This is a genomic window from Acuticoccus mangrovi, assembly GCF_016411865.1.
GTDB classification, from domain to species: Bacteria; Pseudomonadota; Alphaproteobacteria; order Rhizobiales; family Amorphaceae; genus Acuticoccus; species Acuticoccus mangrovi.
The window spans coordinates 61,505-86,093 of sequence record NZ_JAEKJA010000015.1; the positions used below are offsets into that span (position 1 = coordinate 61,505).

At 71.2% G+C, this 24,589-nt stretch carries 20 protein-coding genes and 1 tRNA gene; 8 read left to right on the forward strand and 13 right to left on the reverse strand.

Annotated features, from left to right (window positions below):
• Positions 1-101: 101 nt before the first annotated feature.
• Positions 102-191, reverse strand: a tRNA-Ser gene (locus JCR33_RS16810).
• 95 nt (positions 192-286) lie between these two features.
• On the opposite strand from JCR33_RS16810, the gene JCR33_RS16815 reads away from it, so the two are divergent.
• Together JCR33_RS16815 and JCR33_RS16820 are read left to right on the forward strand one after the other, a co-directional pair.
• Positions 287-1,207 (forward strand): NAD(P)-dependent oxidoreductase, encoded by a 921-nt coding sequence (locus JCR33_RS16815; RefSeq protein ID WP_198883277.1) that lies wholly within the window; start codon positions 287-289, stop codon positions 1,205-1,207.
• A 106-nt stretch (positions 1,208-1,313) separates the two neighbouring features.
• Complete coding sequence (locus JCR33_RS16820; protein ID WP_211110369.1) at positions 1,314-2,468, forward strand: fumarylacetoacetate hydrolase family protein; 1,155 nt, start codon at positions 1,314-1,316, stop codon at positions 2,466-2,468.
• A gap of 100 nt (positions 2,469-2,568) precedes the next feature.
• Here the strand turns inward: JCR33_RS16820 and JCR33_RS16825 are convergent, their stop codons facing one another.
• Positions 2,569-5,019: a glycosyltransferase family 2 protein gene (locus tag JCR33_RS16825; protein ID WP_198883279.1), complete on the reverse strand. Its 2,451-nt coding sequence runs from the start codon at positions 5,017-5,019 to the stop codon at positions 2,569-2,571.
• A gap of 187 nt (positions 5,020-5,206) precedes the next feature.
• Here JCR33_RS16825 and JCR33_RS16830 point away from each other — a divergent pair, with 187 nt between their 5' ends.
• The 4 genes from JCR33_RS16830 (at position 5,207) to JCR33_RS16845 (ending at position 10,030) form a co-directional block, all read left to right on the forward strand.
• Entirely contained in the window at positions 5,207-5,878 is a 672-nt protein-coding gene (locus JCR33_RS16830; protein ID WP_198883280.1) for a hypothetical protein, read from the forward strand.
• A 233-nt stretch (positions 5,879-6,111) separates the two neighbouring features.
• On the forward strand, positions 6,112-7,644 hold the full coding sequence (locus JCR33_RS16835) for a hypothetical protein (RefSeq protein ID WP_211110362.1): 1,533 nt from the start codon (positions 6,112-6,114) through the stop codon (positions 7,642-7,644).
• On the forward strand, positions 7,644-8,987 hold the full coding sequence (locus tag JCR33_RS16840; RefSeq protein WP_198883282.1) for a hypothetical protein: 1,344 nt from the start codon (positions 7,644-7,646) through the stop codon (positions 8,985-8,987). Before JCR33_RS16835 ends, JCR33_RS16840 begins: the two co-directional genes overlap by 1 nt.
• Positions 8,984-10,030: a hypothetical protein gene (locus tag JCR33_RS16845; protein WP_198883283.1), complete on the forward strand. Its 1,047-nt coding sequence runs from the start codon at positions 8,984-8,986 to the stop codon at positions 10,028-10,030. Before JCR33_RS16840 ends, JCR33_RS16845 begins: the two co-directional genes overlap by 4 nt.
• Positions 10,031-10,086: 56 nt before the next feature.
• Here JCR33_RS16845 and JCR33_RS16850 read toward each other — a convergent pair whose 3' ends face one another.
• The gene (locus tag JCR33_RS16850) at positions 10,087-10,962 is read right to left on the reverse strand and encodes an SDR family oxidoreductase (RefSeq protein ID WP_198883284.1); all 876 of its coding nucleotides are present in this window, start codon (positions 10,960-10,962) and stop codon (positions 10,087-10,089) included.
• Positions 10,963-11,053: 91 nt separating this feature from the next.
• Between JCR33_RS16850 and JCR33_RS16855 the strand changes: the two genes are divergently transcribed.
• Positions 11,054-11,959, forward strand: a complete 906-nt coding sequence (locus tag JCR33_RS16855; RefSeq protein WP_198883285.1) for a helix-turn-helix transcriptional regulator — start codon at positions 11,054-11,056, stop codon at positions 11,957-11,959.
• A gap of 103 nt (positions 11,960-12,062) precedes the next feature.
• On the opposite strand, the gene JCR33_RS16860 is transcribed toward JCR33_RS16855, so the two are convergent.
• The 10 genes from JCR33_RS16860 to JCR33_RS16905 all read right to left on the reverse strand — a co-directional run bounded on the left by JCR33_RS16860 (position 12,063) and on the right by JCR33_RS16905 (position 23,103).
• Positions 12,063-13,385: an aspartate aminotransferase family protein gene (locus JCR33_RS16860; protein WP_198883286.1), complete on the reverse strand. Its 1,323-nt coding sequence runs from the start codon at positions 13,383-13,385 to the stop codon at positions 12,063-12,065.
• Positions 13,386-13,462: 77 nt separating this feature from the next.
• On the reverse strand, positions 13,463-14,422 hold the full coding sequence (locus JCR33_RS16865; protein WP_198883287.1) for a PfkB family carbohydrate kinase: 960 nt from the start codon (positions 14,420-14,422) through the stop codon (positions 13,463-13,465).
• 115 nt (positions 14,423-14,537) lie between these two features.
• A complete protein-coding gene (locus JCR33_RS16870; RefSeq protein ID WP_198883288.1) occupies positions 14,538-15,494 on the reverse strand; it encodes a M23 family metallopeptidase in 957 nt (318 codons plus the stop codon).
• Positions 15,491-16,582, reverse strand: coding sequence for an S-methyl-5-thioribose-1-phosphate isomerase (mtnA, locus tag JCR33_RS16875; protein ID WP_198883289.1), 1,092 nt, complete (start codon positions 16,580-16,582; stop codon positions 15,491-15,493). The genes JCR33_RS16870 and mtnA overlap by 4 nt, the downstream gene beginning before the upstream one ends.
• A gap of 138 nt (positions 16,583-16,720) precedes the next feature.
• The gene (locus JCR33_RS16880) at positions 16,721-17,629 is read right to left on the reverse strand and encodes a sugar kinase (protein ID WP_198883290.1); all 909 of its coding nucleotides are present in this window, start codon (positions 17,627-17,629) and stop codon (positions 16,721-16,723) included.
• Positions 17,629-18,252 (reverse strand): 2-dehydro-3-deoxy-6-phosphogalactonate aldolase, encoded by a 624-nt coding sequence (locus JCR33_RS16885; RefSeq protein ID WP_198883291.1) that lies wholly within the window; start codon positions 18,250-18,252, stop codon positions 17,629-17,631. The genes JCR33_RS16880 and JCR33_RS16885 overlap by 1 nt, the downstream gene beginning before the upstream one ends.
• 111 nt (positions 18,253-18,363) lie before the next feature.
• Entirely contained in the window at positions 18,364-19,263 is a 900-nt protein-coding gene (locus tag JCR33_RS16890; RefSeq protein ID WP_198883292.1) for a 2-dehydro-3-deoxygalactonokinase, read from the reverse strand.
• Entirely contained in the window at positions 19,263-21,050 is a 1,788-nt protein-coding gene (locus tag JCR33_RS16895) for an IlvD/Edd family dehydratase (protein ID WP_198883293.1), read from the reverse strand. Before JCR33_RS16895 ends, JCR33_RS16890 begins: the two co-directional genes overlap by 1 nt.
• Before the next feature lie 72 nt (positions 21,051-21,122).
• Positions 21,123-21,737, reverse strand: coding sequence for a GNAT family N-acetyltransferase (locus tag JCR33_RS16900; RefSeq protein WP_198883294.1), 615 nt, complete (start codon positions 21,735-21,737; stop codon positions 21,123-21,125).
• Between the two features lie 175 nt (positions 21,738-21,912).
• A complete protein-coding gene (locus JCR33_RS16905) occupies positions 21,913-23,103 on the reverse strand; it encodes a mandelate racemase/muconate lactonizing enzyme family protein (RefSeq protein WP_198883295.1) in 1,191 nt (396 codons plus the stop codon).
• A 120-nt stretch (positions 23,104-23,223) separates the two neighbouring features.
• Between JCR33_RS16905 and JCR33_RS16910 the strand changes: the two genes are divergently transcribed.
• Positions 23,224-24,558 carry a capsule biosynthesis protein gene (locus tag JCR33_RS16910; protein ID WP_198883296.1) on the forward strand — a complete coding sequence of 445 codons (1,335 nt, stop codon included), beginning with the start codon at positions 23,224-23,226 and terminating at the stop codon, positions 24,556-24,558.
• Positions 24,559-24,589 lie beyond the last annotated feature (31 nt).

A 24,589-nucleotide genomic window follows, 5' to 3' on the forward strand; every position in this document is an offset into this window, starting at 1 on the left:
GGCTACGTGGCGGACGAAGCGGCTAGATGCGTCGAGGAAAGCGGAAAACGCCAGGGATTTAGGGGCTCTTGGCGATCGCGGTCGGCCGGTGAAGGCCCATGTGGCGGAGAGAGAGGGATTCGAACCCTCGGAACGCTTGCGCGCTCAACGGTTTTCGAGACCGCCCCGTTCGACCACTCCGGCATCTCTCCCGCGGCCGGCAACCTAGTGGCACTCACGCGCCGCCGCAAGGTGCATCGCACCGTGCGGTCCGCTACGGTGGCGAAAAAGTCGGGGAGGACAGGGCGTGGAACATCTCGGGTTCGTGGGCGTCGGGCTCATGGGCGAGGGAATCGCCTCGTCCGCCATGCGGCGCGGCCATCGGCTGACCGTCGTCGCCCACCAGAAGCGCGCCGCCGTCGACCGGCTCGTCGCCGCCGGGGCGCAGGAGGCGACCTCGCTCGAGGCGCTCGCCGCCACAGTCGACGCCGTCGCGATCTGCGTGACCGACGCCCCCGCCGTCGAGGCCGTCGTGGCGGGGCTCGGCGCGGGACTGCGGCCCGGCCAGATGATCCTCGACATCTCGACGTCGCAGCCCGCGACCTCGCGGCGCCTCGCCGAGGCCCTCGCCGATCGGGGCGTGCGCTTCGTCGACGCGCCCGTCACCGGCGGACCAGACGACGCGATGGCCGGGCGCCTCGCGACGCTCCTCGGGGCGGGCGAGGACGACGCGCCGCGGGCGCGCGCGCTCGCGGACGCCTGGTCGGCCAAGGTGCGCCACTTCGGCGCCGTCGGCACCGGCCACACCGCGAAGCTCATCAACAACTTCGTCACCCAGGGCACGATCGCCCTCCTCGCCGAGGCCTACGGGCGGGCCCACCGCGCCGGGGTCGACTGGCACGGCCTCCACGACGTGATGCTCACCGGCGCGGCCCGCTCCGGCACGCTGGAGCGCATCGTGACCCCCGCCCTCGACGGCAACTTCGACGGCCTCCCCTTCACCGTCCGCAACGCCGAGAAGGACGTGCGCTACTACGCCGCCCTCGCACAGGAGATGGACGGCGCCCCCTCCCCCATCGCCGACGCCCTCCATGCGACGTTCTCGGCACACGTCGACCACGGCCGGGGCGACGCGTTCGTCTCCCGCCTCCTCGACCCCGACGTCGACGCTGCCGCCAACCGAAGCATCGACGCCGATAGCGATGCCGGCACCGGGCGGTCGTCCTGAGGCGTCCGGGCCGGCGATCACCCACCCGCCCATCAGCCGAGCGTCGGGCCGGGCCGTTCGGCCGCCAGGCGGTCACCAGAAAGAAAAAAGGACATCAGGGATGGATATGACGAATGCGCTGCCCGAGGACGCGGGAGCGCGGCTTCTGGGACGGGTCTGGCGCCCCGGCATCGGCCCGGCGGTGGTGACCGTGCGGGACGGCGACGTGATCGACATGACGAGCCGCGACCACCCGACGGTGCGCGACGTGACCGAGGCGGCCGACCCCGCCGCCGTCGTCGCCGCGGCCGAGGGCGAGGCGATCGGCAGCGTCGCCGACATCCTCTCCAACGCCGACGAGGCGACCCGCGACCGGGACAAGCCCTATCCGCTCGCCCCGATCGACCTTCAGGCGGTGAAGGCGTCCGGCGTGACGTTCGTGACGAGCCTTCTGGAGCGCGTCATCGAGGAGCAGGCGCGCGGCGATCCCTCGCGCGCCGCCGCGCTACGGGAGGAGATCGCCGGGGTGATCGGCACCGATCTGTCCAAGCTCACACCGGGCTCCGAGGAGGCGATGGAGCTCAAGGGCGTGCTCCAGGCGCGGGGCGTGTGGTCGCAATATCTGGAGGTCGGCATCGGACCGGACGCGGAGATCTTCTCCAAGGCTCAGCCGATGAGCGCCGTCGGCCATGGCGCCTTCGTCGGCCTCCACCCCGTGTCGCGCTGGAACAATCCAGAGCCGGAAGTGGTCGTGGTGGTGCGCTCCGACGGCACCATCATCGGCGCAACGCTCGGCAACGACGTCAACCTGCGCGACGTGGAGGGCCGCTCCGCCCTCCTCCTCGGCAAGGCCAAGGACAACAACGCCTCCGCCGCCCTCGGCCCCTTCATCCGCCTCTATGACGGCTCGTTCGGCCCCGCCGACGTCGCCGCCGCCGACATCTCCCTCACCATCGAAGGCACCGACGGCTTCCGTCTCGAAGGCGGCTCGTCGATGTCACAGATCAGCCGGTCGCCCACGGCGCTGGTTGGCGCCATGATGGGGCCGCATCATCAATATCCGGACGGCGTGGTGCTCTATTGCGGCACGATGTTCGCCCCGATCGAGGATCGCGACGGCCCCGGCGAGGGCTTCACCCACCACGACGGCGACGTCGTCGCGATCGCGACGCCGACGCTCGGGGCGCTGATCAATCGGGTGACGCTGTCGACGACGGCCCCGCCGTGGACCTTCGGCGTACGCGCCCTGATGAGCAACCTCGCCGAGCGCGGCCTGCTCTGACGCGCCGGCCCGCCTCTGCTCGGGCCGCCGTCGCCCGATCTCCCGCATCGGCCCGGGCGGCATGCCGCCCGGGCTCTTCTGCGCGACTGTGGGGGTTTGGCTACTCCGCCGCCTCGCGGGTGAAGCGGGGCGCGACGGCGGCGACGCGCGGCGGGTGGGCCGGTCGCAGATCCCGGCTCGTCAGCGAGTGGTTCGGGCTCAGGTAGGGATCGCTGAAGAGGACGTCGCTCCAGCGCGACGTCATCAGCGCCTTCTCGCGGGCGAGCCGCGCCCGCTTCGCCGGCGTCCGGTCGAGGCCGCGCGACTGGGACTCCAGATGGTAGGCCGCCGCGTAGGGCGTGTAGAGCACCCGCAACCCCGTCTCCGCCGTCACCCTGAGGCAGAGGTCGACGTCGTTGTAGGCGATCGACAACACCTCGTCGAAGCCGCCGACCGCCTCGAACACCTCCCGCCGCATCGCCATCAGCGCCGCCGTGACGGCGGACAGCGTCTGCGCGTGGCGGAAGCGCCCGTGGTCGGCGCGCCCGAGGTCGCTGTGCCCCTTGAGGAGGTGCGAGCCGACACCGCCGATCCCGAGCGCCACGCCGCAGTGCTGGTTGGTCCCGTCCGCGTAGGAGAGGCGTGCCCCGACAATGCCGATGTCCGGCCGCAGCGCCTGACGCACCATCTCGTCGAGGGTGCCCGGGACCGGCTCGGCGATGTCGTTGTTGGCGAACACGATGATGTCGCCGCGGCTCTCGGCCACGGCGAAGTTGTTCACGGTGGAGTAGTTGAACGGATCGGGGACGTAGAGGATCCGCACCCGCGGATCGCTGACGAGGCGGCGGAAGGCGGCGAAGGTCGCCTCCTCGCGGCTGTCGTTGTTGACGATCAGGATCTCGATGTCGAGGTCGCCCGCGTCGGCGAGGAGCGAGTGCACCAGCGGCTCGAAGAGAGCGGCCCGGTCCTTGGTGGGAATGATCACCGAGACCGAGAGCGGGGTCGCCGGCCGCGGCCACAGGATCCGCCGGCCCTCCTCGTCGATCACGAGGGGCGCGGCGACGCCGCGAGCAGCGGCCTCGCCCTGCAGCAGGGCGGAGACGAACGCGCTCTGCCACTTGGCGCGCGGCGGCTGGCCCATCGCGCGATGGGCGAGGACGCGGGGGATGTGGCAGATCGCCCGCGACGCGACGGCCCGAGCGACCTTCACCGCGAGGGTCGCGGTGTCGAGCGGCAGCGGCGAGGTGGCGACGGCGTCGCGCGCCGCCTCGGCCCGCATCGCGGTGAGACCCGAGAAGACGTCGTCGGTGAGCGCCCGGTCGGGGCAATAGGCGGTCTTGAAGCGGGGCCGGCGCCGGGTGCCCATGGCGTCGAGAAGATCGTCGTCGCTATAGAAGAGCACGGCCTCGCGCTCGGCGGCGGTGGTGCGCAGCAGCGTCGCGAGGGCGCCGTCGGCCACCACGTCGCCCGCCGCGCAGAGAGCGACGATCTCGCCGGTCGCCTCGCCGATCGCCTGCTTCAGTGTGCGCCGGTGATCGGCCGGGCCGGGGCCGAAGTGGATGATCTGCGCGCCGACGTCCTGCTGGCGGATTGACGCCTCGGTCTCGGCGAGGGCGGCTCGCTCCGACACCTTCAGCGTGCGCGTTTCGATGAGCACGGTGAGGCTCGGCCAGCCCGCGGCCGGCGGCGCGAACGGCTCGGCGGCGGCCCGCTCGACCTCCTCGATCCACCGCTCATATTCGCCCTGGCGCGGGCCGTCGGCGCAGCCCGCCATCTGGGTCGAGGGCGGGATGAGGGGCGGCATGCGAAAGGTCGAGACGGTCGAGGCCGCCTCGCTCGGCAGGCGCACCAGAGCCGGTGCGTCAATCAGCGCCCCGTCGCTCCCCTTCACGGCGACGGCGACGCGGTGGGCATGGCCGTCGCGCAGGAAGGGCGGCGTGCGGAAGCGGAAGCGCATCTGCTCGGCGGCCCCCGACGCGCCGCTGACGCGCTGGCCCACTCGCTCGGTCCAGGTGGGGGTTGCGGCCACGGCCGTATCGGCCCACACGTCGTCGACGAGAAGATCGACGAGGAGAGGGGCGGAGCCGTGGTCAAGCGTGCTGTGGAAGCACCAGCCGGCGATGGTGTCCTGGTCGAGGCGGTCGAGCGCTCCGAACACCGTGCGCACGTCCTGACACAGGCCGCGGCTCGCGCGCAGCGTGGCCGGCGCGTAAATGCGGGCGCTGTGGGAGCGGTCGAGGCTCGTCCAGTGCTCGCGCGGACCGAGGCGCCCATCCTTCAGCCGCTGCACGGAGAACTCGAGCTCGCACCGCGCGGGGCCGAGCTGGCGCATCTTGAAGCGCGCCATCACCAGCGCGGAGCGCGACAGCACGAGCTCGAAGCCGCAGAAGCCGTCGCGCTTATGGTGCGTTGCGAGATCGGGGCGATAGAGATCGGCACGCGCGGCGCCGAGAACGACCCCGGCCAGCGTTGCGGTGACGATCAGCGGTTCGGACGGATCGGCAGGTCCCCACACCCACCCTCGAACGACACCGTCGTCGATTTCCTCGATATAACCGTCGAGAGGCAACACATTCACCGATCCGGCCCGTCGGGCGCAAAAAATAATCTACGCTGTCATAACGAGCGGATGATACTCGTCAAGCCAAAGCCTGTCACGAGCCCATAAGTTGTATCAAGCGCCTCAACTGAGGCGACTCGTGATTGAAACACACGCAACCTGTTCAAATGCTAAACATCCAGACAATTCGTGAGGAACTGTGAAGATCTTCATTGGTTATGACGCGCGAGAAGACGCAGCATATCAAGTGTGCCGCCGCTCAATTCTTCGTCATTCGGCGGAAACGGTGTCGGTGCATCCGCTGAAGCAAGATGTCGTGCGCGAACTGGGGCTCTATACGCGGTCCGCGGACATTGGCGCGGCCACCGCGTTTTCGCTGACACGGTTCCTAACACCCTATCTTGCGGCCTCCGACGACTATTCTGTCTTCGTCGACTGCGACTTTTTGTTCACCGTGCCGGTCGAAACCGTGCTTGACACGCTCGAACCCGGCAAGGCGGTGCACGTGGTGAAGCACGACTACGTGCCGCGCCAGGCGATGAAGATGGATGGCCGCACGCAGGCGAAATATCCGCGCAAGAATTGGTCGTCGTTCATGGTCTTCGATGGCCGGCATCCGAAGGTGAAGGCGCTGACGCCCGAGATCGTCAACACCGCCACGCCGGCGTTCTTGCACCGGTTTCAATGGCTCGACGACGAGGATATTGGCGAACTGAGCCGGACGTGGAACTTCCTCGTGGGCGAATACACGCCGCCGGCAACGCTTCCTGCGGCGATTCACTACACCAACGGCGGACCGTGGTTCGAATCGTGCGAGGCGGTCGACTATGCCGACCTCTGGACCGCCGAAGCGAAGGCCCTCCATCTGTGATATGGCGGCGCCGGTTCGGCCTTCGCACTCGCGGAAAAAAGTCGGCCGAATCGGCGCGCTTCGTCGTCGAATCCGAATGTGGCGGTGAATGCCGTGGATGGGCCTTCGGGCCGCCACAATTTGAAATCAACCTCACCGTGCAAAGCGTTCCGATACGCGAGTGCCCGCGCACCATCGCGCGCCCCGACGTCGACGCGGTCGTCGGGGGCGACGGCGGGGCCAAGGGATTCGTCGTGCGCACCGGACCCGTCGCCGGCTGGCTGTCGCTCATCGCGCCGGAGCGCCGGCCCGAGGCGGCGCTGAGCTTCGCCGGGCGGTCCGTCGCCATCGCGCCGGCGCCTGCCGAGGGTGCGATGGCGAGCCTCGGCACGCTGATCGCCGACATGTGGCTCGCCGACGCGCGGAGCCTGCGGCTGCGCACCCGCGGCGGGGTCAGCGGCGCGCGGCTCGTTCAGGCCGACGGCACGCTCCACATCGCCGACGCTGCGGCCGGAGATGGCGAGGCGGAAGCGATCCTCACCCTCGCCCTCGCCTCCCCCTATGCGCCGGCTCTCCTTCTTCTCGACACGGCCGCGGGGGGCGAGATCGACCTGTTGCCGTTCCCGTCGCTGCTGCGCGGGGGACTGCACGCGGCCGAGGCGCTCGCCACCGCCGGGGATGCGGCGGGCCTACCCGCCCGCGCCGCCGAGCTCGCCGCCCGCCTGGCGCTGCCCCATCCGCGCCGCACCCTCCACGTCGCGCCGGCGCGGCTCGGCACCGAGCCGATGGCCGACCCGGCGCTCGCCCGCTTCGTCGCCGACCACGCCGAGTGCGTCGCCGAGCCCGCCGCCGCCACCCTCAGCCTCGCCGCCGACGCGCTGCCGACCCTTGCCGCCCTCGCCGGCCCCGCGGCGGGCGTCCTCGAGGTCGACCCCGCGCCCGGCGGCGCGACCTGGCTGGTGCGGCGCCGCACGAGCCCGGCGCTCGCCGCTACGACGCCCGACCGGGCGCCGCCGCCGCGGGAGGACGCCGGGGCGAGCGCGCCCGCCGCGATCCACCGGCGCCACATCGCCGACGAGGGGCTCGACCCGCTCCTCTTTCCCCTCGCCGCCGCCTCCTTCCCCGGCGCCGACGCGACGGCGATGCCCATCGTCGCGATCCTGCCGGGCGGAGGCGGCGCCGACGGGCCGCTTCGCGAATCGCTCGCGCCGCTCGCGATCTCGCCCGTCGACCTCACCGGCGACTTGCGGCCGCTGAGCGCGCTCGCGGCGGAGGGGCGGCCGGTGCTCTTCCTCGATCGGGCGATGCTCCTCCACGATCCACGCGTCGTCGCCGCCCTCGCCGCGATGGTCGCCGTGCCGGGGATCGCGACGGCCGGCCCGATGATCCTGCGCGAGCCCGCGGAGGGCGACGTCACCGCCTACGATCGGGTGCGCAGCGCCGGCCTCTTCCCGACCCACGCCGCCGTCGACGCCCCGTGGCGTCCCGCGGTGGGGCGCGTGCCGGCCGCGGCGGCGCTCCTTGCCCGCGAGACCTATCTCGTCGCCGCCAACGCCCCCGAGGCGGTGATGGTAGCAGCAGGCGCCCTCGCCGCTCACGGGGCCGAGAGTATCGCCGATCCCGCCGCCCTCGCCCATCTCATGGCGCGCGCGTCGGCCGCGGGGCTCGACCACGCCGCCACGACCTGGTTCAGCGTGTTCGATCGTGGCGCCCTCGCCCGGCCGCCGCTGCCGCCCGCCTTCGAGGCGCCGCCGCGGCCCGTCACCCTCGTGCGTCGCCTTCTCTGATGCGGATCGCGATCGTCACCCCGTCGGCCGCCTTCGCCGAATCGGCCGGCGCCCGCATCCGCTATCGGCGGATGATCGAGGCCGCGGCGGAGGGCGTGACGATCGAGCTCGTCCCTATCGACCGGATCGATCGCACCGCCGACGCCTACCTCTTCTCCAAGACCTATCAGATGGCCGCGCCCGCCATCGCCTACGGCCTCGCCGCCGCCGGCAAGCGCGTCGCCCTCGACGTGTTCGACGACTATTTCAGCGAGCGCGGCGACGTGCGGCTGCAGCGCTTCCATCGCTGGTTCGCCGACATGAGCCGGGCGGTCCACCGCGTCGCGGTGTCGACGCCGGCGATGAAGGCCCGCCTCGACCCCCGCCTCGTCGTTCCCGCGACGGTGATCGACGACCCCGCCCCCACCCTCGATCCCGACGGTCTTGCCGCCCGTCTCGCCGAGAAGGCGGCCCGCCTCGTCCCCGGGCAGCTCAACCTCCTCTGGTTCGGCATCGCCGCCAATCCCTATTTCGCGGCGGGGCTCGGCGATCTCGCCGCCTTCGCCCACGCCCTCTCCGGCGAAGCGAGCGAGGCCGACGGCGGACGGCACCACCTGACGATCCTCACCAACCCGCACGGGGCGAGCGAGGCGACGCTCGCCGCCCTCGCCGCCGCCCCCGTCGACGTGACGTGGCGCAGCTGGAGCGAGGCCGCCGAGGCGGCGGCCCTCGCCGAGGCCGACGTCGCGGTGCTGCCGGTCAACGCCGGCGCCTTCTCCACGGCGAAGTCGCTCAACCGCGCGGTGACGGCGCTTGCGGCAGGCACCCAGGTGCTCTCCCTCGGAGCGCCGCTCTACCGCCCGCTCGCCCCCTTCCTCTACCGCGACCTCGCGTGCCTGCGCCTCGATGCGGCGGCGGGCGTCCTCAGGCTGCGGCCCGGCCGGGTTCCGCGGCTCGCCGATGCGCTCGCGCGCGTCGCGAGCCCGCGGACGGCGGCGGCGCGCCTCGTCGACCTCTTCTCGGACATCGAGCCGGAGCCGCGGCCGCCCCACGCCGTCGTCCTCGGCGACCGGCTGGAGCAACCGGCGCTGCTTGGCGCGAGCGGCGCCCTCACCGTGTCGGCGGCCGACGGGCTCTCCGCCGACATCCGCGTCGGCGCCACCATCACGGTCGCCGACGGGGTGGCGGAGCGCCTTGCCGGCAGCTGGCAGGGATCGGGCGCGCCGCTCCCCCCGCTCAGCGGCCACGGGGTGATCGACCTCGTGCGCATGCGCGCCCGCCTCGCGACGCTCGAAGCGACCGCGCGACGGCTCCTTCCCAACCACACCCTCTTCGTGGCGCACGAAGAAATTCTCGCGCCATGAGCCTCACCTTCGTGGTCTCGCTGATCCAGGACGTCGCCGTGCTCGCCCCGCTCGTGCGCCGCGCGGCGGGGCGCGACGTCGCCTTCCTGGTCGCCGACCGCCTCGCCGAGCAGCCGAGTGCGGCGGCGCGGGTGGCCGCCCTCGTGGGCGAGGCGCCGGTCCACGCCTTCGACCACACGACCGACGCCCTCATGGCGCTCAACGGGCGCCGCGGCCTCGTGATCCTCGCCTCGGAGTCGCGCTCGATCCACCACCGCCCGACCCACGCGCTGGCGGCGGCGCTGCCGTCCCGCTTCGTCTCGGCGACCCTGCAGCACGGCTACGAGTGCATCGGCTTCCTGCACAACCGGGCGCACGATCTCGGCCGCGCCGACGCGGGCTTCGCCGCCGACATCGTCTGCGGCTGGTTCGCCGCCGAGCGAATGCCGGACGTCCCCGCCGCCGACCGCGGCAAATTCATGACGACGGGCTCCACCCTCTTTCTCGACGAGGGTCCCGCGGACTGGCTCGACGCTCTGATGGCGGGCGCCTCCGCCCCCTCCCACAGCCGCACCGGCGGGCTGCTAGTGTGCGAAAATCTTCAGTCCGTGCGCCTTGCGGGGGCGCCGCGGGCGGCCTTCCTCGATGCGCTGACGGAGGTGGCGCGGCACCGTCCCGTCACCGTGCGGCCGCACCCGGCAGGACCCTTCGCCAAGGGGGAGATCGCACCCCCGCCGGGCGTGAAGCTCGATGGTCGGCCGGTTGAGACGGCCGATCTCGGCCTCTATCAGGCCGCCATCTCCGCCCCCTCCACCGTGCTCCTCGACCTGATGCGCTACGACGTGCCGGTCGCCGTCTGGCGCGACGCCGACCACATCGTCGACGACAGCCTCTACGGCACGCTTCCGCGCGTGACGACGGCGGCCGACTGGCTCGCCTTCGCCGACGCCGCCGAGGACGCCGCCCTCATCGAACGGCAGCGCGCCTTCATCCGCGGCCTCGGCTTCCCCGCCGACACGCGCGGCCGCTTCGACGCCCTCCTCGCCTTCGGCGAGACGGGCTGAGGGCCCGGCGCCCCGGCCCGGCGTCCCGGCCCAGCGCCCAGGAGGCCCCGACCGCCTCAGGCGAAGTAGGCCGGCTGATCGAGGTCGCTCAACAGGCCCGGCTCGGTCGGCGCGAAACCGACGCGCTCCCGCGTCAAGGCGCTCGACGCGGGCATATCGGCACCGGCGAAGTCGGCGAACCAACCGAAATGCTCCGCCGGACGCGATTCCACCGGCACGCCGAGCCGCTTGCCGATGACGGCGGCGATCTCCTTGAAGGCGATCCCCTCCTCGGCGACGGCGTGATAGACGGCGGCCGGAAGCCCGGCCTCGAGGGCGAGACGATAAAGCCGCCCGGCATCGTTGCGGTGGACTGCGGGCCAGCGGTTCAGCCCCTCGCCGATATAGGCGGATACCCCCGTCTCGCGGGCCATGCGGATGAGGATCGGCACGAAGCCGTGGTCGCCGACGCCGTGGACCGAGGGCGCGAGGCGCATCGTCGCGGCGCGCACGCCGCGCTCGGCGAGAGCTTGCGCCGTCGGCTCCGACCGACGCGGATGGGCCGGGTCGACCCGCACCGGATCCTCTTCGCTCACCACGCGGCCCGGCGCGATCATCGCCAATCCGGACGTCACGAGCAGCGGCTTGTCGGAGCCTTCGAGCGCCGCCCCCATCGCCTCGATCGCACGCCGATCCTCCTCGCAGTTCGCCGCGAATTTCGTGAAGTCGTGGTTGAAGGCGGTGTGGATCACCGCGTCGGCGGCAGCCGCGGAGCGGTGCAGAAGGTCGAGGTCGCCGAGGGTGCCGGAGACGACGGTGGCGCCCTTCTCGGCGAGGGCGGCGGCTTTCTCCGGCGAGCGCGCCAGCCCGCTCACGCGATGGCCGGCGCCGAGCAGCTCGCCGACGACGACCGTGCCGACCCACCCCGTCGCCCCGGTTACGAACACATGCATCGTGCAGTTCTCCATTGGTCTGGCGAACCACTTCGGTGCATGTCCTATCATGTTAAAGTCGTGAGATTATCCTAGTATAGGAGCCAACAGGATGGCCGCCCCGTCCAACGTCCCCTCCAACGCCTCGTCCGACAGCGCCTCGCTCGGCGCCTATCTGAGGGACCGCCGCCTCCGGCTCGATCCGATGGCGTTGGGCTTTCCCGCCGCGCGGCGGCGCACGCCGGGTCTGCGGCGGGAGGAGGTGGCGCAGCGCGCCAACATCAGCGCCACCTGGTACACCTGGCTGGAGCAGGGGCGCGGCGGCGCCCCCTCGGCGGACGTGCTCGATCGGATCGCCCGCGCCCTGATGCTGACCGAGGTCGAGCGCGAGCACGTCTTCATCCTGGGTCTCGGCCGCGTGCCGGAGATCCGCCACCAGTCCCCGGCGGGCATCACACCTCGGCTTCAGCGGGTGCTCGACACGCTCGATGCCTGCCCGGCGATCGTCAAGACGGCGACGTGGGACATCCTCGCCTGGAACCGTGCCGCGGCCGCCGTTCTGACCGACTACGACGCCCTGCCCCCCAAGGAGCGCAACGTGCTGCGGCTGATGTTCACGAGCCCGCAAGTGCGGGCGGCGAACCCCGATTGGGAGAGCGTCGCGCGGTTCGTGGTGGCCGTCTTCCGGGCGGACTCGGCGCGGGCGGGCGCGGTGTCGGCCATGGAGGCGCTCGCCGAGGAGCTCTGCCGGGAGAGCCCCGAATTCGCCGCGATGTGGCGCGAGCACGACGTGCGCGGCTTCGGCGAGGGCGTGAAGCGCCTGCGCCACCCCGTGCTCGGCGAGCTCGCGCTCGAATATTCGGCCTTCGCCGTCGACGGCCGGGCCGACCTCGCGATGCTCGTCTATAACCCCCTCCACGCCGAGGACCGAGACCGCATCCGCACGCTCGCCGCCAAAATGACGCCCTCCTCCCCACCCGTCGCAGCCGGCGACACCACGGCGACGGACGAGCGATGACGTCTGCGACAGGACGACACCAACGCCGTTCGGGCGGACCGATCCCCGTCTTCGGCAGCGGCCTGCGGCAAGGGGCGGGCGGTGGGGCGCCCGCCCGGGGGCGCTATTCGATGGCGTCGATGACCGTCTCGAGCGTCGAGAACATGGTCTCGATCTCCTCCTCCGAGACGATGAGCGGCGGCGACAGGGCGATGATGTCGCCGGTGACGCGCACCATCAGCTCGGCCTCGAAGGCGCGCTCGATCACCTCGTAGCCGCGGGCGCCCGGAGCCCCGTCGCGCGGCGCGAGCTCGATGGCGCCGACGAGACCGAGATTGCGGATGTCGATCACGTTGCGACGGTCGCGCAGGCGATGGATGCGCTCCTCCCAGAGCGGGGCGAGCGAGGCGGCGCGGGCGAAAAGATCCTCCTCGGCGTAGACGTCGAGCGTCGCAAGGGCCGCGGCGCAGGCGAGCGGGTGACCCGAATAGGTGTAGCCGTGGAAGAACTCGATGCCGACATCGGCATTCTCGAGCACCGTCTCGTAGATCGCGTGGGAGGCCACCGCCGCGCCCATCGGCACCACCGCGTTGGTGAGGCCCTTGGCGAGGGTCATGATGTCGGGCGTCACGCCGAAATAGTCGGCCGCCGTCGCCGTGCCGAGACGGCCGAAGGCGGTGATCACCTCGTCGAAGATCAGGAGGATGCCGTACTTGTCGGCGATCTCGCGCAGCCGCGCGAGGTAGCCCTCGGGCGGCAGGAGCACGCCGGTCGAGCCCGCCATCGGCTCCACGATCACCGCCGCGATGGTGGAGGCGTCGTGAAGCGCGATGAGGCGCTCCAGATCGTCGGCGAGCTCCTTGCCGTGCGCCGGGCAGCCGCGCGAGAAGGCGTTCTCGGGCAGGTGGGTGTGGCGCATGTGGGCGACGGGCTGCACCTGCGCACCGAAGGCGAGACGGTTCTTGGCGATGCCGCCGACCGCCATGCCGCCGAAGCCGGAGCCGTGATAGCTGCGCTCGCGCCCGATGAAGCGGATGCGCTGACCCTCGCCGCGGGCGCGGTGGTAGGCGAGCGCGATCTTCATCGCGCTGTCGGCCGCCTCCGAGCCGGAGTTGGTGAAGAACACGTGGTCGAGCCCGGCCGGGAAGAGCTGCGCGAGGCGAGCGGCGAGCGTGAAGGCCGCCGGGTGGCCGTACTGGAAGGTGGGCGCGAAATCGAGCTCGGCGACCTGCCGCTGCACCGCCTCCACGATCTTCGGTCGGGCGTGGCCGGCGTTGACGCACCAAAGGCCTGCCGTCCCATCGAGGATACGGCGGCCGTCGTCGGTGACGTAGTGCATGTCCTTGGCCGACACGCACAGGCGTGGCGATGCCTTGAAGGCGCGGTTCGCCGTATAGGGCATCCAGAAGCTGGCGAGATCGTTGGGGCGGTTGACGCGGGCGTCCATGGGCACTCTCGAGCGTTCGTGGGCCGCTATGGCGTGAGCGGCCGGACTGGTGTCAATCCGGCCCTCATAGCATCCGCTTAGGCCGGCGTCAGCGGTGGACTTAGCGAAACCCGTGCCAACGTGTCGTCCACCGTGAGATGGGGCCGGTCCTCCTCGTGGGTGGCGACGAGGGTGGCGGCGGCGGCGCTCGCGTAGATCACCGCATCGCCGAGGTCGAATCCGGCGGCGAGACGCACCGCGAGCGCGCCGCAGAAGGCGTCGCCGGCCCCATGGGTGGAGGCGACGCGGATCTCGTGGGCGGCGAGCGTCGCGACGCGGCCCTCGCCGGCGATGGCGAGGCCGTCCTCTCCCGCCGTCACCACCACCGACGGGGCGCGGGGCGCGAGCGCCCGGGCGGCGGCCTCGGCGCTTGCGAGATCGATCACCGGCGCGGCACCGAAGCCCTCCGCCTCGATGGCGTTCACCACCAGGATGTCGGTGAGCGTCAGCATCCTGTCGTCCACCTCCTGCACCGGGGCGGCGTTCCAGATGACGCGGCAGCCGGCCGCCCGCGCCACCTCGGCGGCGGCGACGTTCGCCTCCATCGGCGTCTCGTTCTGAAGGAGGAGCACGGCGGCCCCTTCGATCGCCCGACGGGCGGCACCACTGATCGAATCGCGCTCCAGCGCCGCGTTGGCGCCCGGCACGAACACGCCGCGATAGTCGCCGCTCTCGTCGAACAGCGCGACGGTGAGGCCGGAGACGCCGTCGGCGGAGCGCAGCACGCAGCCGGCGTCCACCCCTTGCGCCTTGAGGTTCGCAACCAGCGCATCGCCGAGCTGGTCGGCGCCGACGCGGCCGATCATCGACACGGTCGCGCCATGGCGGGCGGCCTCGATCGCCTGATTGCCGCCCTTGCCGCCGCACTTCGGCGCCCAGCTGCGCGCCGGCGAGGTCTCGCCCATGCGCGGCACCGAGGCGCCGCTGACGAGGATATCGTAGTTGAGACTCCCCACCACGGCGATGCGCGGGGGAGCGTTTCGAGGGTCGTCGCTCATGGCGCGACATTCTCCTCTCGGAGGGTCGCAGTCAACGCGGCCACCCCATCAAGCCGTTGGAAAAACAGCCGGCCTCGCGCGGCCCTTCGCCACCCGGAGAGCCCGAGCCACGCCGTCAGCGCACGGTGATGGTCTTCTCCATCACATCCACCGTGACGCCGTCCCGCCTCACCTCGTAGCGCACGGTGTAGTCGCCCGGCGCGAGGCCGCCGCGGGTCCTGCGGCCGGCAAAGCGCATCGACTGGGCCTTGTCGCCGGCGACCGGCGCAGTGTCGTCGATGGAAACGCCCGGCCCCTCCACCACGATGCGCTGCTCGTCGCCCTCTTCGAGGCCGATCGCGAGGCCGTAGCCCACGATCGCTCCGGCCCCGGCGGCGAGCGTCTCGCCCATCGCGTCGGCTTCGATCATCGGAATGGTGACGGGGCCGTCGTGGAAGCCCACCGTCAGGACGTGGGTGGGGCCGACCGCCTCGAGCGCGGCGTCGGTCTCCTCGTCCCAGAGCGGGGTTCCGGGTGCGCCGCAGGCGGCCTCGCCCATCACTGCGCCGGTGAACGGGTCGACCACGTTCCTGCCATCCATGAACTGGACGTGGACGTGATGGAACTCCGCCATACCCGACGCGCCGATCACGCCGAGCCGATCGCCCTTCGCCACCCGCTCGCCCGGGCGCACCGCCACCGAGCCGGGCGTCAGATGGCAATATTGGCTGGTGAAGCCGCCGCCGTGGTCGATGACGATGCCGTTGCCGCACGCCCGGTCGGACGGAACGTCGATCGGGGCGTCGAAACGCTGGTCGGGCACCCCGTCGCGCACGCGCAAGACGGTGCCGTCGGCGGGAGCGAGCACGTCGACGCGGGCGCCGGGGGGAACGCGGAAGTCGGTGCCCTTGTGGCCCTCGCTCGACATGTGGCCGCAGCGATAGTCGGCGACCCCCTCGCCTGGATCGACGTCGACATATTTCTGCACGAAGCAGGTCTTGCCGGGCACGCAGTCGACCGGGAGCGACAGGGAGGGCGGCGCCGCGTCGGCGGGCGTCGCGAGGAGGACGAGGAGAAGGAGCGCGCCCCTCATGCGGCGAGCGTGCCGCCGAACACGGCCTTCAGTTCGCCCGGCCGGAACACGCCGCGCTCGGTGACGAGGGCGGTGACGAGGCGCGCCGGGGTGACGTCGAAGGCGGGGTTCGCCGCGGGCGTGCCGGGCGGGGCGATCCGCACCGTCTCGATACGGCCGTCGGCGGTGCGTCCGGCAAGCTCGGTCACCTCGGCCGCGTCGCGCTCCTCGATGGGCACCTCGTCGCCACTTCCGAGCGAAAGGTCGAGCGTCGGCGACGGCAGCGCCACGTAGAAGGGCACGCCGTTGTCGTGGGCGGCGAGCGCCTTCAGGTAGGTGCCGATCTTGTTGCAGACGTCGCCGTTCGCCGCGGTGCGGTCGGTGCCGACGATGCAGAGATCCACCATGTCGCGCCGCATCAGGTGGCCGCCGGCATTGTCGGCGACGAGGGTGTGCGGGACGCCGGCCTCGCCGAGCTCCCAGGCGGTGAGCGAGGCGCCCTGATTGCGCGGCCGCGTCTCGTCCACGAACACGTGGACGGGAATGCCGGCGGCGTGCGCCTTGTAGATCGGCGCCGTCGCCGTACCCCAGCCGACGGTGGCGAGCCAGCCGGCATTGCAGTGGGTGAGGATGTTCACCGTGCCCCCGCGGGCGGCGTAGGCGGTCTCGACGAGGGCGAGGCCGTGGTCGCCGATCGCGGCATTGAGGGCGACGTCCTCGGCGGCGATCGCCTCCGCCTCGGCCCAGGCGAGCGCCGCCCGGTCGGCCGGCCCCGCCCCGGCGAGGCGCGCCATCATCCGCGTCAGCGCCCAGCCGAGATTGACCGCCGTGGGGCGCGTTGCGAACAGCGTGTCGCGCGCTGTCCCGAGCCCGGCGTCGGAGGGATCGGCGTCGGCGGCGATCGCCATGCCGTAGGCCGCCGTCGCGCCGATGAGGGGCGCCCCGCGCACCCGCATCACCTTGATCGCCTCGGCGACGTCGGCGACCGTTCCCAGCCGACGCGTCGCGTAGCTGTGCGGCAGCAGGGTCTGATCGATGATCTCGACGCCTCCGTCGCCGGTCGCCCAGATGGTGCGGCGGGCGTTGCCTGCGGCGCGCGCGAGGGTCACCGGAGGCTCTCCGAAGAAAGGGCTGCGGTCGGTCGGTCCATCGCTCTCCTCGCGTCCGTTGCCGCCTCTATAGCGCGTCGGGCCGGCGGGTGTCTTCCCTCCGAACTAACCCACCGTCCGCACCTTGCGCAGGTCCGTTCAGGTCAGGGCGAGCGCGGCCTCGACGGCGGCGCGGGTCGGGATCGGCGCGATCGCCCCATATCCCTCCACCGACAAGGAGGCGGCCGTGTTGGCGTAGTGGGCGGCCGCCGCGACGCTGCCGTCGCGCAGCCAGGCGGCGAGGAAGGAGCCGTCGAAGCAGTCGCCGGCGCCGCTCGCGTCGACCAGCGTGGTCGTGCGCGGCGGCACGTCGTAGAGGGCGTCGCCGTCGGCGACGAGCGCGCCCCCCTCCCCCAGGGTGAGCGCCACCACGGAGGGGCCGAGGCGCTGGTAGAAGGCGACGATCTCACGCGGGTCGTCGAGGCCGGTCAGGGCCTTGGCGTCGTCGAGGCCGGGCAGCGCGATGTCGACATAGGCCATCGCCCCGTGGATCACGGCGCGGGCGCGCTCCAGCGGCCAGAGCCGGCTGCGCAGGTTGAGGTCGTAGGCGACCTTCACGCCCGCCTCGCGCGCGATCCGCATCGCGGCGAAGCAGGCGTCGGCGGCGCTCGCCGAGATCGCCTGGCTGATGCCCGAAAGATGCAGCACCTTCGCAGCGCGGATCGCCTCGGCGGGCACGTCCTCCGGCCGCATCAGGCTCGCCGCCGAGCCGGCCCGCCGGTAGGAGAAGACGTGGCCCCCTTCGCCGTGGTGGACGAAATAGATGCCGGTCGGAGCGTGGGGGTCGCAGGTGACGAAGTCCGTCGCGACCCCCTCCTCGGCCCAGAGACGCATCAGGCCGTCGCCGAACTCATCGGTGCCGATGCGGGCGATCATCGCCGTTTCGGCGCCCTGCCGGGCCGCCGCGATCGCGACGTTGGAGGTATCGCCGCCGAAGCCTTCGAGCCACCGGCCGTCGGTCTGCTGGTTGAATTCGACGAGCGGCTCACCGAGCGCAACGATGTCCATCAGGCGAGCGCCTTCGCGGCCTCGGCGAAGCGCTGGGCGTCGGCCGCCACCTCGGCGACGCTCTTGCCGGGCTTATAGAGAGCGGAGCCGATGCCGACGCCATTGGCGCCCCCGGCGATCCATTCGCCGATATTGCCGGCGTCGACGCCGCCGGTGACGATGAGGATCGTCTCCTTGGGCAGCACCGCCCGCAGCGCCTTCACCACCTTGGGGCTCATGCCGTCGCCGGGGAAGAGCTTCAGCGCGTCGGCTCCCGCATCGAGGGCGCGGAAGGCCTCCGACGGGGTGAACACCCCGGGCACCGAGATGAGGCCGCACCGCTTCGTCGCCCGCACCACCTCCTCGTTGAGGTTGGGGGAGACGATGATGGTGCCGCCGGCATCGGCGACGCGGGCGACGTCCTCGGCCTGGAGCACCGTGCCGGCGCCGACCACGGCGTCAGCGGAGAAGCGGTCGGCCTGCAGACGGATGGAGCGGAAGGGGTCGGGCGAGTTGAGCGGCACCTCCATGATGGGCACGTCGGCGGCGACGAGCGCCTCGCCGACGCCGACCGCCTCGTCGGGTGAAATTCCGCGCAGGACCGCGACGATGGGCAACTTCGCCAACGCCTCTTGGAGTTCCATGGCCGACCTTCCATTGACATCAAGGGGATCGCGGCTTTGCCGCCTCAGCACCTCTACCTGCCGCGCCACCGCGCCGGCGTCAACGCGGAGAGGACCGCCGCCGGGCCGCCGTCAGCGCGCTCTGGCGCGGGCGATCCTCGCATGGCAGCGCGTGGCGCTCTCCGACGGCACGGTGATCGCCGCGACGCCGAAGGCGGCGAGCGCGTCATGGTAGCGCCCGGCGAGATCGGAGGCGCCGATCACGAAGGCCTCGCGCGCGTCGGCCGCGGCGCTCGCGACCTCCGCGCCGATCAGGAGGCCGGAGAGGAAGCCCGGCACGTCGTCGTCGGCGAGGCGGCCCATCAGCCCCTCGGCGCGGATCGCGAAGAGGCGGTTGAGGAGGTCGCCGGGCGCGCTCATCCCGCGCGCCGCATCGAGGCCGCGGGCAAAGCCCGCCCCGTCGCCGGGGTCGGTGCCGAACATCTTGGACAGGATGGTGTGACCGGCGAGCGCGGCGTAGACGTCGCCGGTCATGTAGGTGTGGAAGCCGGTGATGGCGCCGGCCTCCACGGTGACCCACTTGGAGTGGGTGCCGGGCAGGATGAAGAGCCCGTCGTCGCGGCCGAGCGCGTCGAGGGCGCCGAACACCTCCGCCTCCTCGCCGCGCATCACGTCGGCGAAGGTGTCGCCGGCGATGCCGATGGCGACGCCGGGAACGATCACCACGTCGCCGAGCCCGTCGGTGGGCACCGCGATGACCGCCGCCGCGATGGCGTCGAGGTCGGCGGGCGTTGCCACATAGGGCGCCTCGACCCAGCCCTGCCGGCTACCGACCATGCCCGACATCACGATGGGCGCGTCGGGATGGGCCGCCCGCCATGGCCCGACGGCGGCCGCGAGGGCTGGCTCGAACCCGCCCTCGCCCACCCGCATCAGCCCGGCCTCGGACTCAGTGCGGTCGATCACGGTGCCGTCGTCGGAGACGAGATAGGCGCGCAGCCGGCTCGTCCCCCAATCGACGCCGATCAGCATCAGTGGCTGTGCCGCGGGGTGAAGGTGCGGGCGATCTTCTTGTACTTCACGGCGGGCTTCAGAACCATGCCGCGCGAGAGCTGGTCGACGCAGGAACGCTGCATCTCCTGCCACGGCGTCTGGCTCTGCGGGTAGTGGTAGCCGCCGGCGTCGTCGAGCGCCTCGCGACGGGCCTCGAGCTCCTCCTCCGACACGAGGATGTCGGCCCGCCCCTTGTTGAGGTCGATGCGCACCCGATCGCCGGTCTTCAGCAACGCCAGACCGCCGCCCGCCGCCGCCTCGGGCGAGGCGTTGAGGATCGAGGGCGTGCCGGAGGTGCCCGACTGGCGCCCGTCGCCGACGCAGGGCAGCTCGCGGATGCCCTTCCTGATGAGGTAGTCGGGCGCGCGCATGTTCACCACCTCCGCCGCGCCCGGATAGCCGATCGGCCCGGTGCCACGAATGAAGAGGATGCAGCTCGCATCGATCTCGAGCGAGGGATCGTCGATCTTGTGGTGATAGTCCTCCGGCCCGTCGAACACGATGGCGCGCCCCTCGAAGGCGTCCGGATCGTCGGGGTTGGACAGGTAGCGCTCGCGGAACTCGGGGCTGATCACCGAGAGCTTCATCACCGCCGCGTCGAACAGGTTGCCGTGCATCACCTTGAAGCCGGCGCTCTTCTTGAGGGCGGTGTCGAAGGTGCGGATCACCTCGGGGGCGAGGATCTCGGCGTCGCGGCAGTTCTCGCCGATGGTGCGGCCGTTGGCGGTGATCGCGTCCTCGTGGATGAGCTCGTGCTTGATCAATTCGGCCACCACCGCCGGCACGCCGCCGGCATGGTGGAAGTCCTCGCCGAGATATTCGCCGGCCGGCTGCAGGTTCACGAGCAGCGGCACGTCGAGCCCGACGCGCTCCCAGTCCATCACGTCGAGCTCGACGCCGATGTGGGTGGCGATGGCGTTGATGTGGATCGGCGCGTTGGAGGAGCCGCCGATCGCCGAGTTCACCACGATGGCGTTCTCGAACGCCTTCTTGGTGAGGATGTCGGAGGGCTTCATGTCCTCGTGCACCATCTCCACGATGCGCTTGCCGGTGAGGTAGGCCATCGCGGCCCGCTCCTTGTGGGGGGCGGGGATCGCCGCCTGTCCCGGCAGGCTCATGCCGAGGGCCTCGGCGAGCGAGTTCATGGTGGTCGCCGTGCCCATGGTGTTGCAGTAGCCCGCCGAGGGCGAGCCGGAGGCGACGAGCTCGATGAAGCCCTTGTAGTCGATCTCGCCGGTGGCGAGGAGCTTGCGCGCCTCCCAGATGATGGTGCCGGCGCCGGTGCGCTGACCCTTGTACCAGCCGTTGAGCATCGGACCGCCGGAGAAGGCGATCGCCGGAATGTCCACCGTCGCCGCCGCCATGAGGCAGGCCGGGGTGGTCTTGTCGCAGCCGATCGTCAGCACCACGCCGTCGAGCGGGTAGCCGTAGAGCACTTCGACGAGGCTCAGATAGGCGAGGTTGCGGTCGAGCGAGGCGGTCGGCCGCTTGCCGGTTTCCTGGATCGGGTGGATCGGGAACTCGAGGGCGACGCCGCCGGCGTCGCGGATGCCTTCGCGCACCCGCTTGGCGAGCTCCACGTGGGGCCGGTTGCAGGGCGAAAGGTCCGAACCCGTCTGCGCGATGCCGATGATCGGCTTGTCGCCCTGAAGCTCCTCCTGCGTGAGGCCGAAGGTTAGATAGCGTTCGATATAGAGGGCGGTCGCCGACGGATCGGTAATATCATCGAACCATTGGTGGCTGCGAAGCTTTGGCTTTTCTGGCACTGGAGGTCCTCCCCGGAATTCGACGAGGTGTAAACCAAATCCGGGCGAGGACAAGTCGGGAGACGGGACCCGTCAGCGTCCGGCGAGGCGGCTGCCCTGGCTTGCCGTCGCGGCGTCCGTCCACCAGTCGAGGGCGGCGGACGCGTAGCGCGCGCCCTCCGACAGCGCCTCCCGGGCGAGCGAGAACGGCGTCGGGAACGGCGTGCGAATGATGCCCTCGACCTCGCCCGGCTGGGTGATCAGCCGCCCGCCGAGCCGGCGCGTGATCCGCTGCATAGAGCCGTTCTCGGCAAGGCACAGCATGACGAGCGTGTGGATGCCGTGGTTCTGGGCGATGGTCACGAGGTGCTGCAGCAGGCGTCGGCCGATCCCGCGGCCCTGGAAGGCGGGCTCCACGCTGAAGGCGGTCTCGGCCTTGTTCTCCCCGGCCGGATGAAGCTCGCCGACGCCGCGCAGGACGCCGTCGACGAAGGCGCCGACGAGGACCACGCCCGGCTCGGGCTGGCGCCCGGCGTAGCGCACGAGCCCCGCATCGCCGATGGCCCGGCCGAAGCGCGAGCGCCGCGCTTCCGCGTCGAGCCGCTTCAGATGCTCCACGAAGAGCTTCTGTTCACCGCGGCTGAGCCGCCTGATCACCATGTCCGCCGCGAGGGGAGCCTCGCCGCGGTCCGTCACACCGGCCGTCACGGCATTTTCTCCTAACCGAATGTACGGTCAGGACATTGCGCTTCGAAACCGGTTTGACCAGCCACGCCTTGTGCATCGCAGCATTGCAGATGCGAGGCGGCTTGGTGACGGTATACGTCCGAACAACCGGGCGAAGTCGGCGACGACCCCGCCCGGCTGCGACCTTTTCCAACTCTCAGGTGCTGCGGCGCACCATGACGCCGTCCCGCTTCAGCACGTCGGGCAGCAGCTCCACCCCGTGGCCGGGCGCCTCGGGAATGCTCAGCATGCCGTTCTTCACGATCGGCAGCCCCGTGACGAGGTCATTGTACCATCCCTTATAGAACGCCCGGACGCTCTCCATGATGAGCGCGTTCGGGATGTGCATCGCGAGCTGCGAGCCCGCGGCGTAGCCCACCGGGCCGGTGCAGTCGTGCGGGGCGCAGGGCACCTTCCAGGCTTCGGCGAGGGTGGCGATCTTCTTGGCGTCGGTGAAGCCGCCGCACCAGCCGAGGTCGAACATCGCGACCCCCACCGCCCCGGTCGCGAGCATCTCGCGAAAGTGATGGATCGAGGACAGCGTCTCCGACACGCACACCCACGATTCGCAGTGGGCCGCGTAGTCGGCGACGTCGGCGGGGTTGTCGAGGCGGAACGGGTCCTCGTGCCAGTAGGTGTCGTACTCGGCGAGAATGCGGGCGAGGCGCTTCGCCATCGGCAGCGACCACAGCGAGTGGAACTCCACCATGATGTCCATCCGATCGCCGACGGCGCCGCGGATCTTCTCGAACGGCTCCAGCGCGCGGGCGAGCTCCTCCGGCGAAATGTCGCGGCCGCCGGTCCGCTCCGCAGCGGTGTCGAAGGGCCAGATCTTCATGCCCGTGACGCCCTCTTCGAGCAGCGAATGGGCGAGCTCGTCGGCCCGGTTGAGGAAGGCGTCGAGATCCTCGTAGTCGCCCGTCATGTCGAGGGCGTAGTTCGAGGAACGCTGGCCGATCGCCTTGCGCATGTAACCGGAGCCGGCGCAGGTGTTGTAGGTGCGGATCTCGTCGCGCGCCCGCCCCCCGAGGGCATCGGCGACGGGGCGGCCCTGCGCCTTGCCGACGATGTCCCAGAGCGCGATGTCCACCGCCGACGCGGCCCGCGTCTCCACGCCGGCCGCGCCCCAGCCCAAATAGGCCTCGAGGCTGGCCCGCCGTTCCGGGATGCGCAGCGGGTCGGTGCCGATCAATCGCGGTGCGCACCATTCGTGAATGTACGTTTCGACGGTCTGGGGTGCCTTGCTCGACTCGCCAAGCCCTGTCACTCCTTCGTCCGTCTCGATCCGAATCCACAAAAGATTCTCGAACGGCGGAATACGAACGGTCTCAATGGCGTTGATCTTCATGGGCGGCCTCCTCCTGTTTTTCGGAATGGCTTAGCCGCGGCATCGGACCTTGCAAAGTCGTGCGAGGTGGCGTTGGAACGAGGCACCGCGATGTATCGGTCGGAGTTTAATAAAGTCGCGATGTCTGGTCCCCTCAGACGGCACGTCCTGCTCCTGCAGGGTCCGCCGTCGTCCTTCTTCCGCGTGCTCGAGCGCGCGTTCCGCGATCGCGACATCCAGGTCACCAGGGTGCTGCTTCATGCGGGCGACTGGCTGCGCTCCGGCGGCAAGGGGGTGCCCTACCGTGGCCGCCTCGACGGGTTCGACGCCTTCCTCGACCGCCTCGTCGGCACGCTGAAGATCACCGACATCCTCTATTTCGCCGATCGCACGCCCTATCACCGGGTGGCGCAGCGGGTGGCGAACCGGCGCAGCATCACCCCATATGCGGTGGAGAACGGCTATCTGCGTCCCGACTGGCTGACGCTGGAGCCGGGCGGCATGGGCGCCTTCTCGCGCTTTCCGGCCGAGCGCGCCGCCATCGAGGCGCTCGCGGAGGGCGCTCCGCCGATCGACGACACCGTTGTCTATCGCCATTCGTTCGCCACCGAAGCCTACCACGACGTCAGCTACACCCTCACGCGCCTTGCCGGCAGCCTGCGCTACCCCCACTACGAGCGTGATCGGCCAAACCATCCGATCCTGGAATATGTCTCCTGGCTGCCGCAGCTCATCCGCCGGCAGGTGGCACGCACGCGCGCGCCCATGCAGATGCGGCGGATCACGCAGGAATCGAAGCCGTTCTTCCTCTTCCCGATGCAGCTTCAGGAAGACTACCAGATCCGGCACAACTCGCGATACACCGACTTGCGCGAGCTCGTCGAAGAGATCTTCTCCTCCTTCGCCCGCGCCGCGCCGCCGGAGACCGCCCTCCTCGTCAAGATCCATCCGCTCGACAACGGCCTGCAGAACTGGCAGCGCGTGCTGAAGCGGGCGAAGCACCGCCACGGCCTCACCGGGCGCATCCGCATGCTGTCGGCGGGTTCCTTGCCGGAGATGCTCGCCAACTGCGAGGGCGTCGCCCTCGTCAACTCCACCGTGGGCCTCTATTCGCTGCGGGCCGGGCGGCCGACCAAGGCGCTCGGCGCGGCGATCTACGACCTGCCCGGCCTCACCGACCCGCAGCCCCTCGACGACTTCTGGAGGACGCCGCATCCGCCCGACATGGCGTTCGTCGACGCCTTCGTGCGCGCCCTCGCCCGGGCGACCCAGCTCAAGGGCTCGTTCTACGACCCTGCCGGCATGAAGGTGGGGGCGACCGAGATCGTCCGCCGCGTCGCCGCCGGCTTCGGCGCGAGCGACATGTTCGTGACGCCGCCCCCCCGCCTCGGCCGCGCCCGCGCCATGGGCGTGCCGATGGAGCTCACCGACGCCGACATGCAGAAACGCGTCGAGGACATGGCAAGACTGTGGTAAGAGGGATCAGGCAAGTCTGAGGCGCGGGAGG

What these genes read in the sequence shown, in the direction of transcription:
- JCR33_RS16820 (WP_211110369.1), top strand. Translation starts at nt 1,314, where the DNA reads ATGACGAATGCGCTGCCCGAGGACGCGGGAGCGCGGCTTCTGGGACGG.
- JCR33_RS16840 (WP_198883282.1), top strand. Translation starts at nt 7,644, where the DNA reads ATGCGGATCGCGATCGTCACCCCGTCGGCCGCCTTCGCCGAATCGGCC.
- JCR33_RS16845 (WP_198883283.1), top strand. Translation starts at nt 8,984, where the DNA reads ATGAGCCTCACCTTCGTGGTCTCGCTGATCCAGGACGTCGCCGTGCTC.
- JCR33_RS16850 (WP_198883284.1), bottom strand. Translation starts at nt 10,962, where the DNA reads ATGCATGTGTTCGTAACCGGGGCGACGGGGTGGGTCGGCACGGTCGTC.
- JCR33_RS16855 (WP_198883285.1), top strand. Translation starts at nt 11,054, where the DNA reads ATGGCCGCCCCGTCCAACGTCCCCTCCAACGCCTCGTCCGACAGCGCC.
- JCR33_RS16860 (WP_198883286.1), bottom strand. Translation starts at nt 13,385, where the DNA reads ATGGACGCCCGCGTCAACCGCCCCAACGATCTCGCCAGCTTCTGGATG.
- JCR33_RS16865 (WP_198883287.1), bottom strand. Translation starts at nt 14,422, where the DNA reads ATGAGCGACGACCCTCGAAACGCTCCCCCGCGCATCGCCGTGGTGGGG.
- JCR33_RS16870 (WP_198883288.1), bottom strand. Translation starts at nt 15,494, where the DNA reads ATGAGGGGCGCGCTCCTTCTCCTCGTCCTCCTCGCGACGCCCGCCGAC.
- JCR33_RS16880 (WP_198883290.1), bottom strand. Translation starts at nt 17,629, where the DNA reads ATGGACATCGTTGCGCTCGGTGAGCCGCTCGTCGAATTCAACCAGCAG.
- JCR33_RS16885 (WP_198883291.1), bottom strand. Translation starts at nt 18,252, where the DNA reads ATGGAACTCCAAGAGGCGTTGGCGAAGTTGCCCATCGTCGCGGTCCTG.
- JCR33_RS16890 (WP_198883292.1), bottom strand. Translation starts at nt 19,263, where the DNA reads ATGCTGATCGGCGTCGATTGGGGGACGAGCCGGCTGCGCGCCTATCTC.
- JCR33_RS16905 (WP_198883295.1), bottom strand. Translation starts at nt 23,103, where the DNA reads ATGAAGATCAACGCCATTGAGACCGTTCGTATTCCGCCGTTCGAGAAT.
- JCR33_RS16910 (WP_198883296.1), top strand. Translation starts at nt 23,224, where the DNA reads ATGTCTGGTCCCCTCAGACGGCACGTCCTGCTCCTGCAGGGTCCGCCG.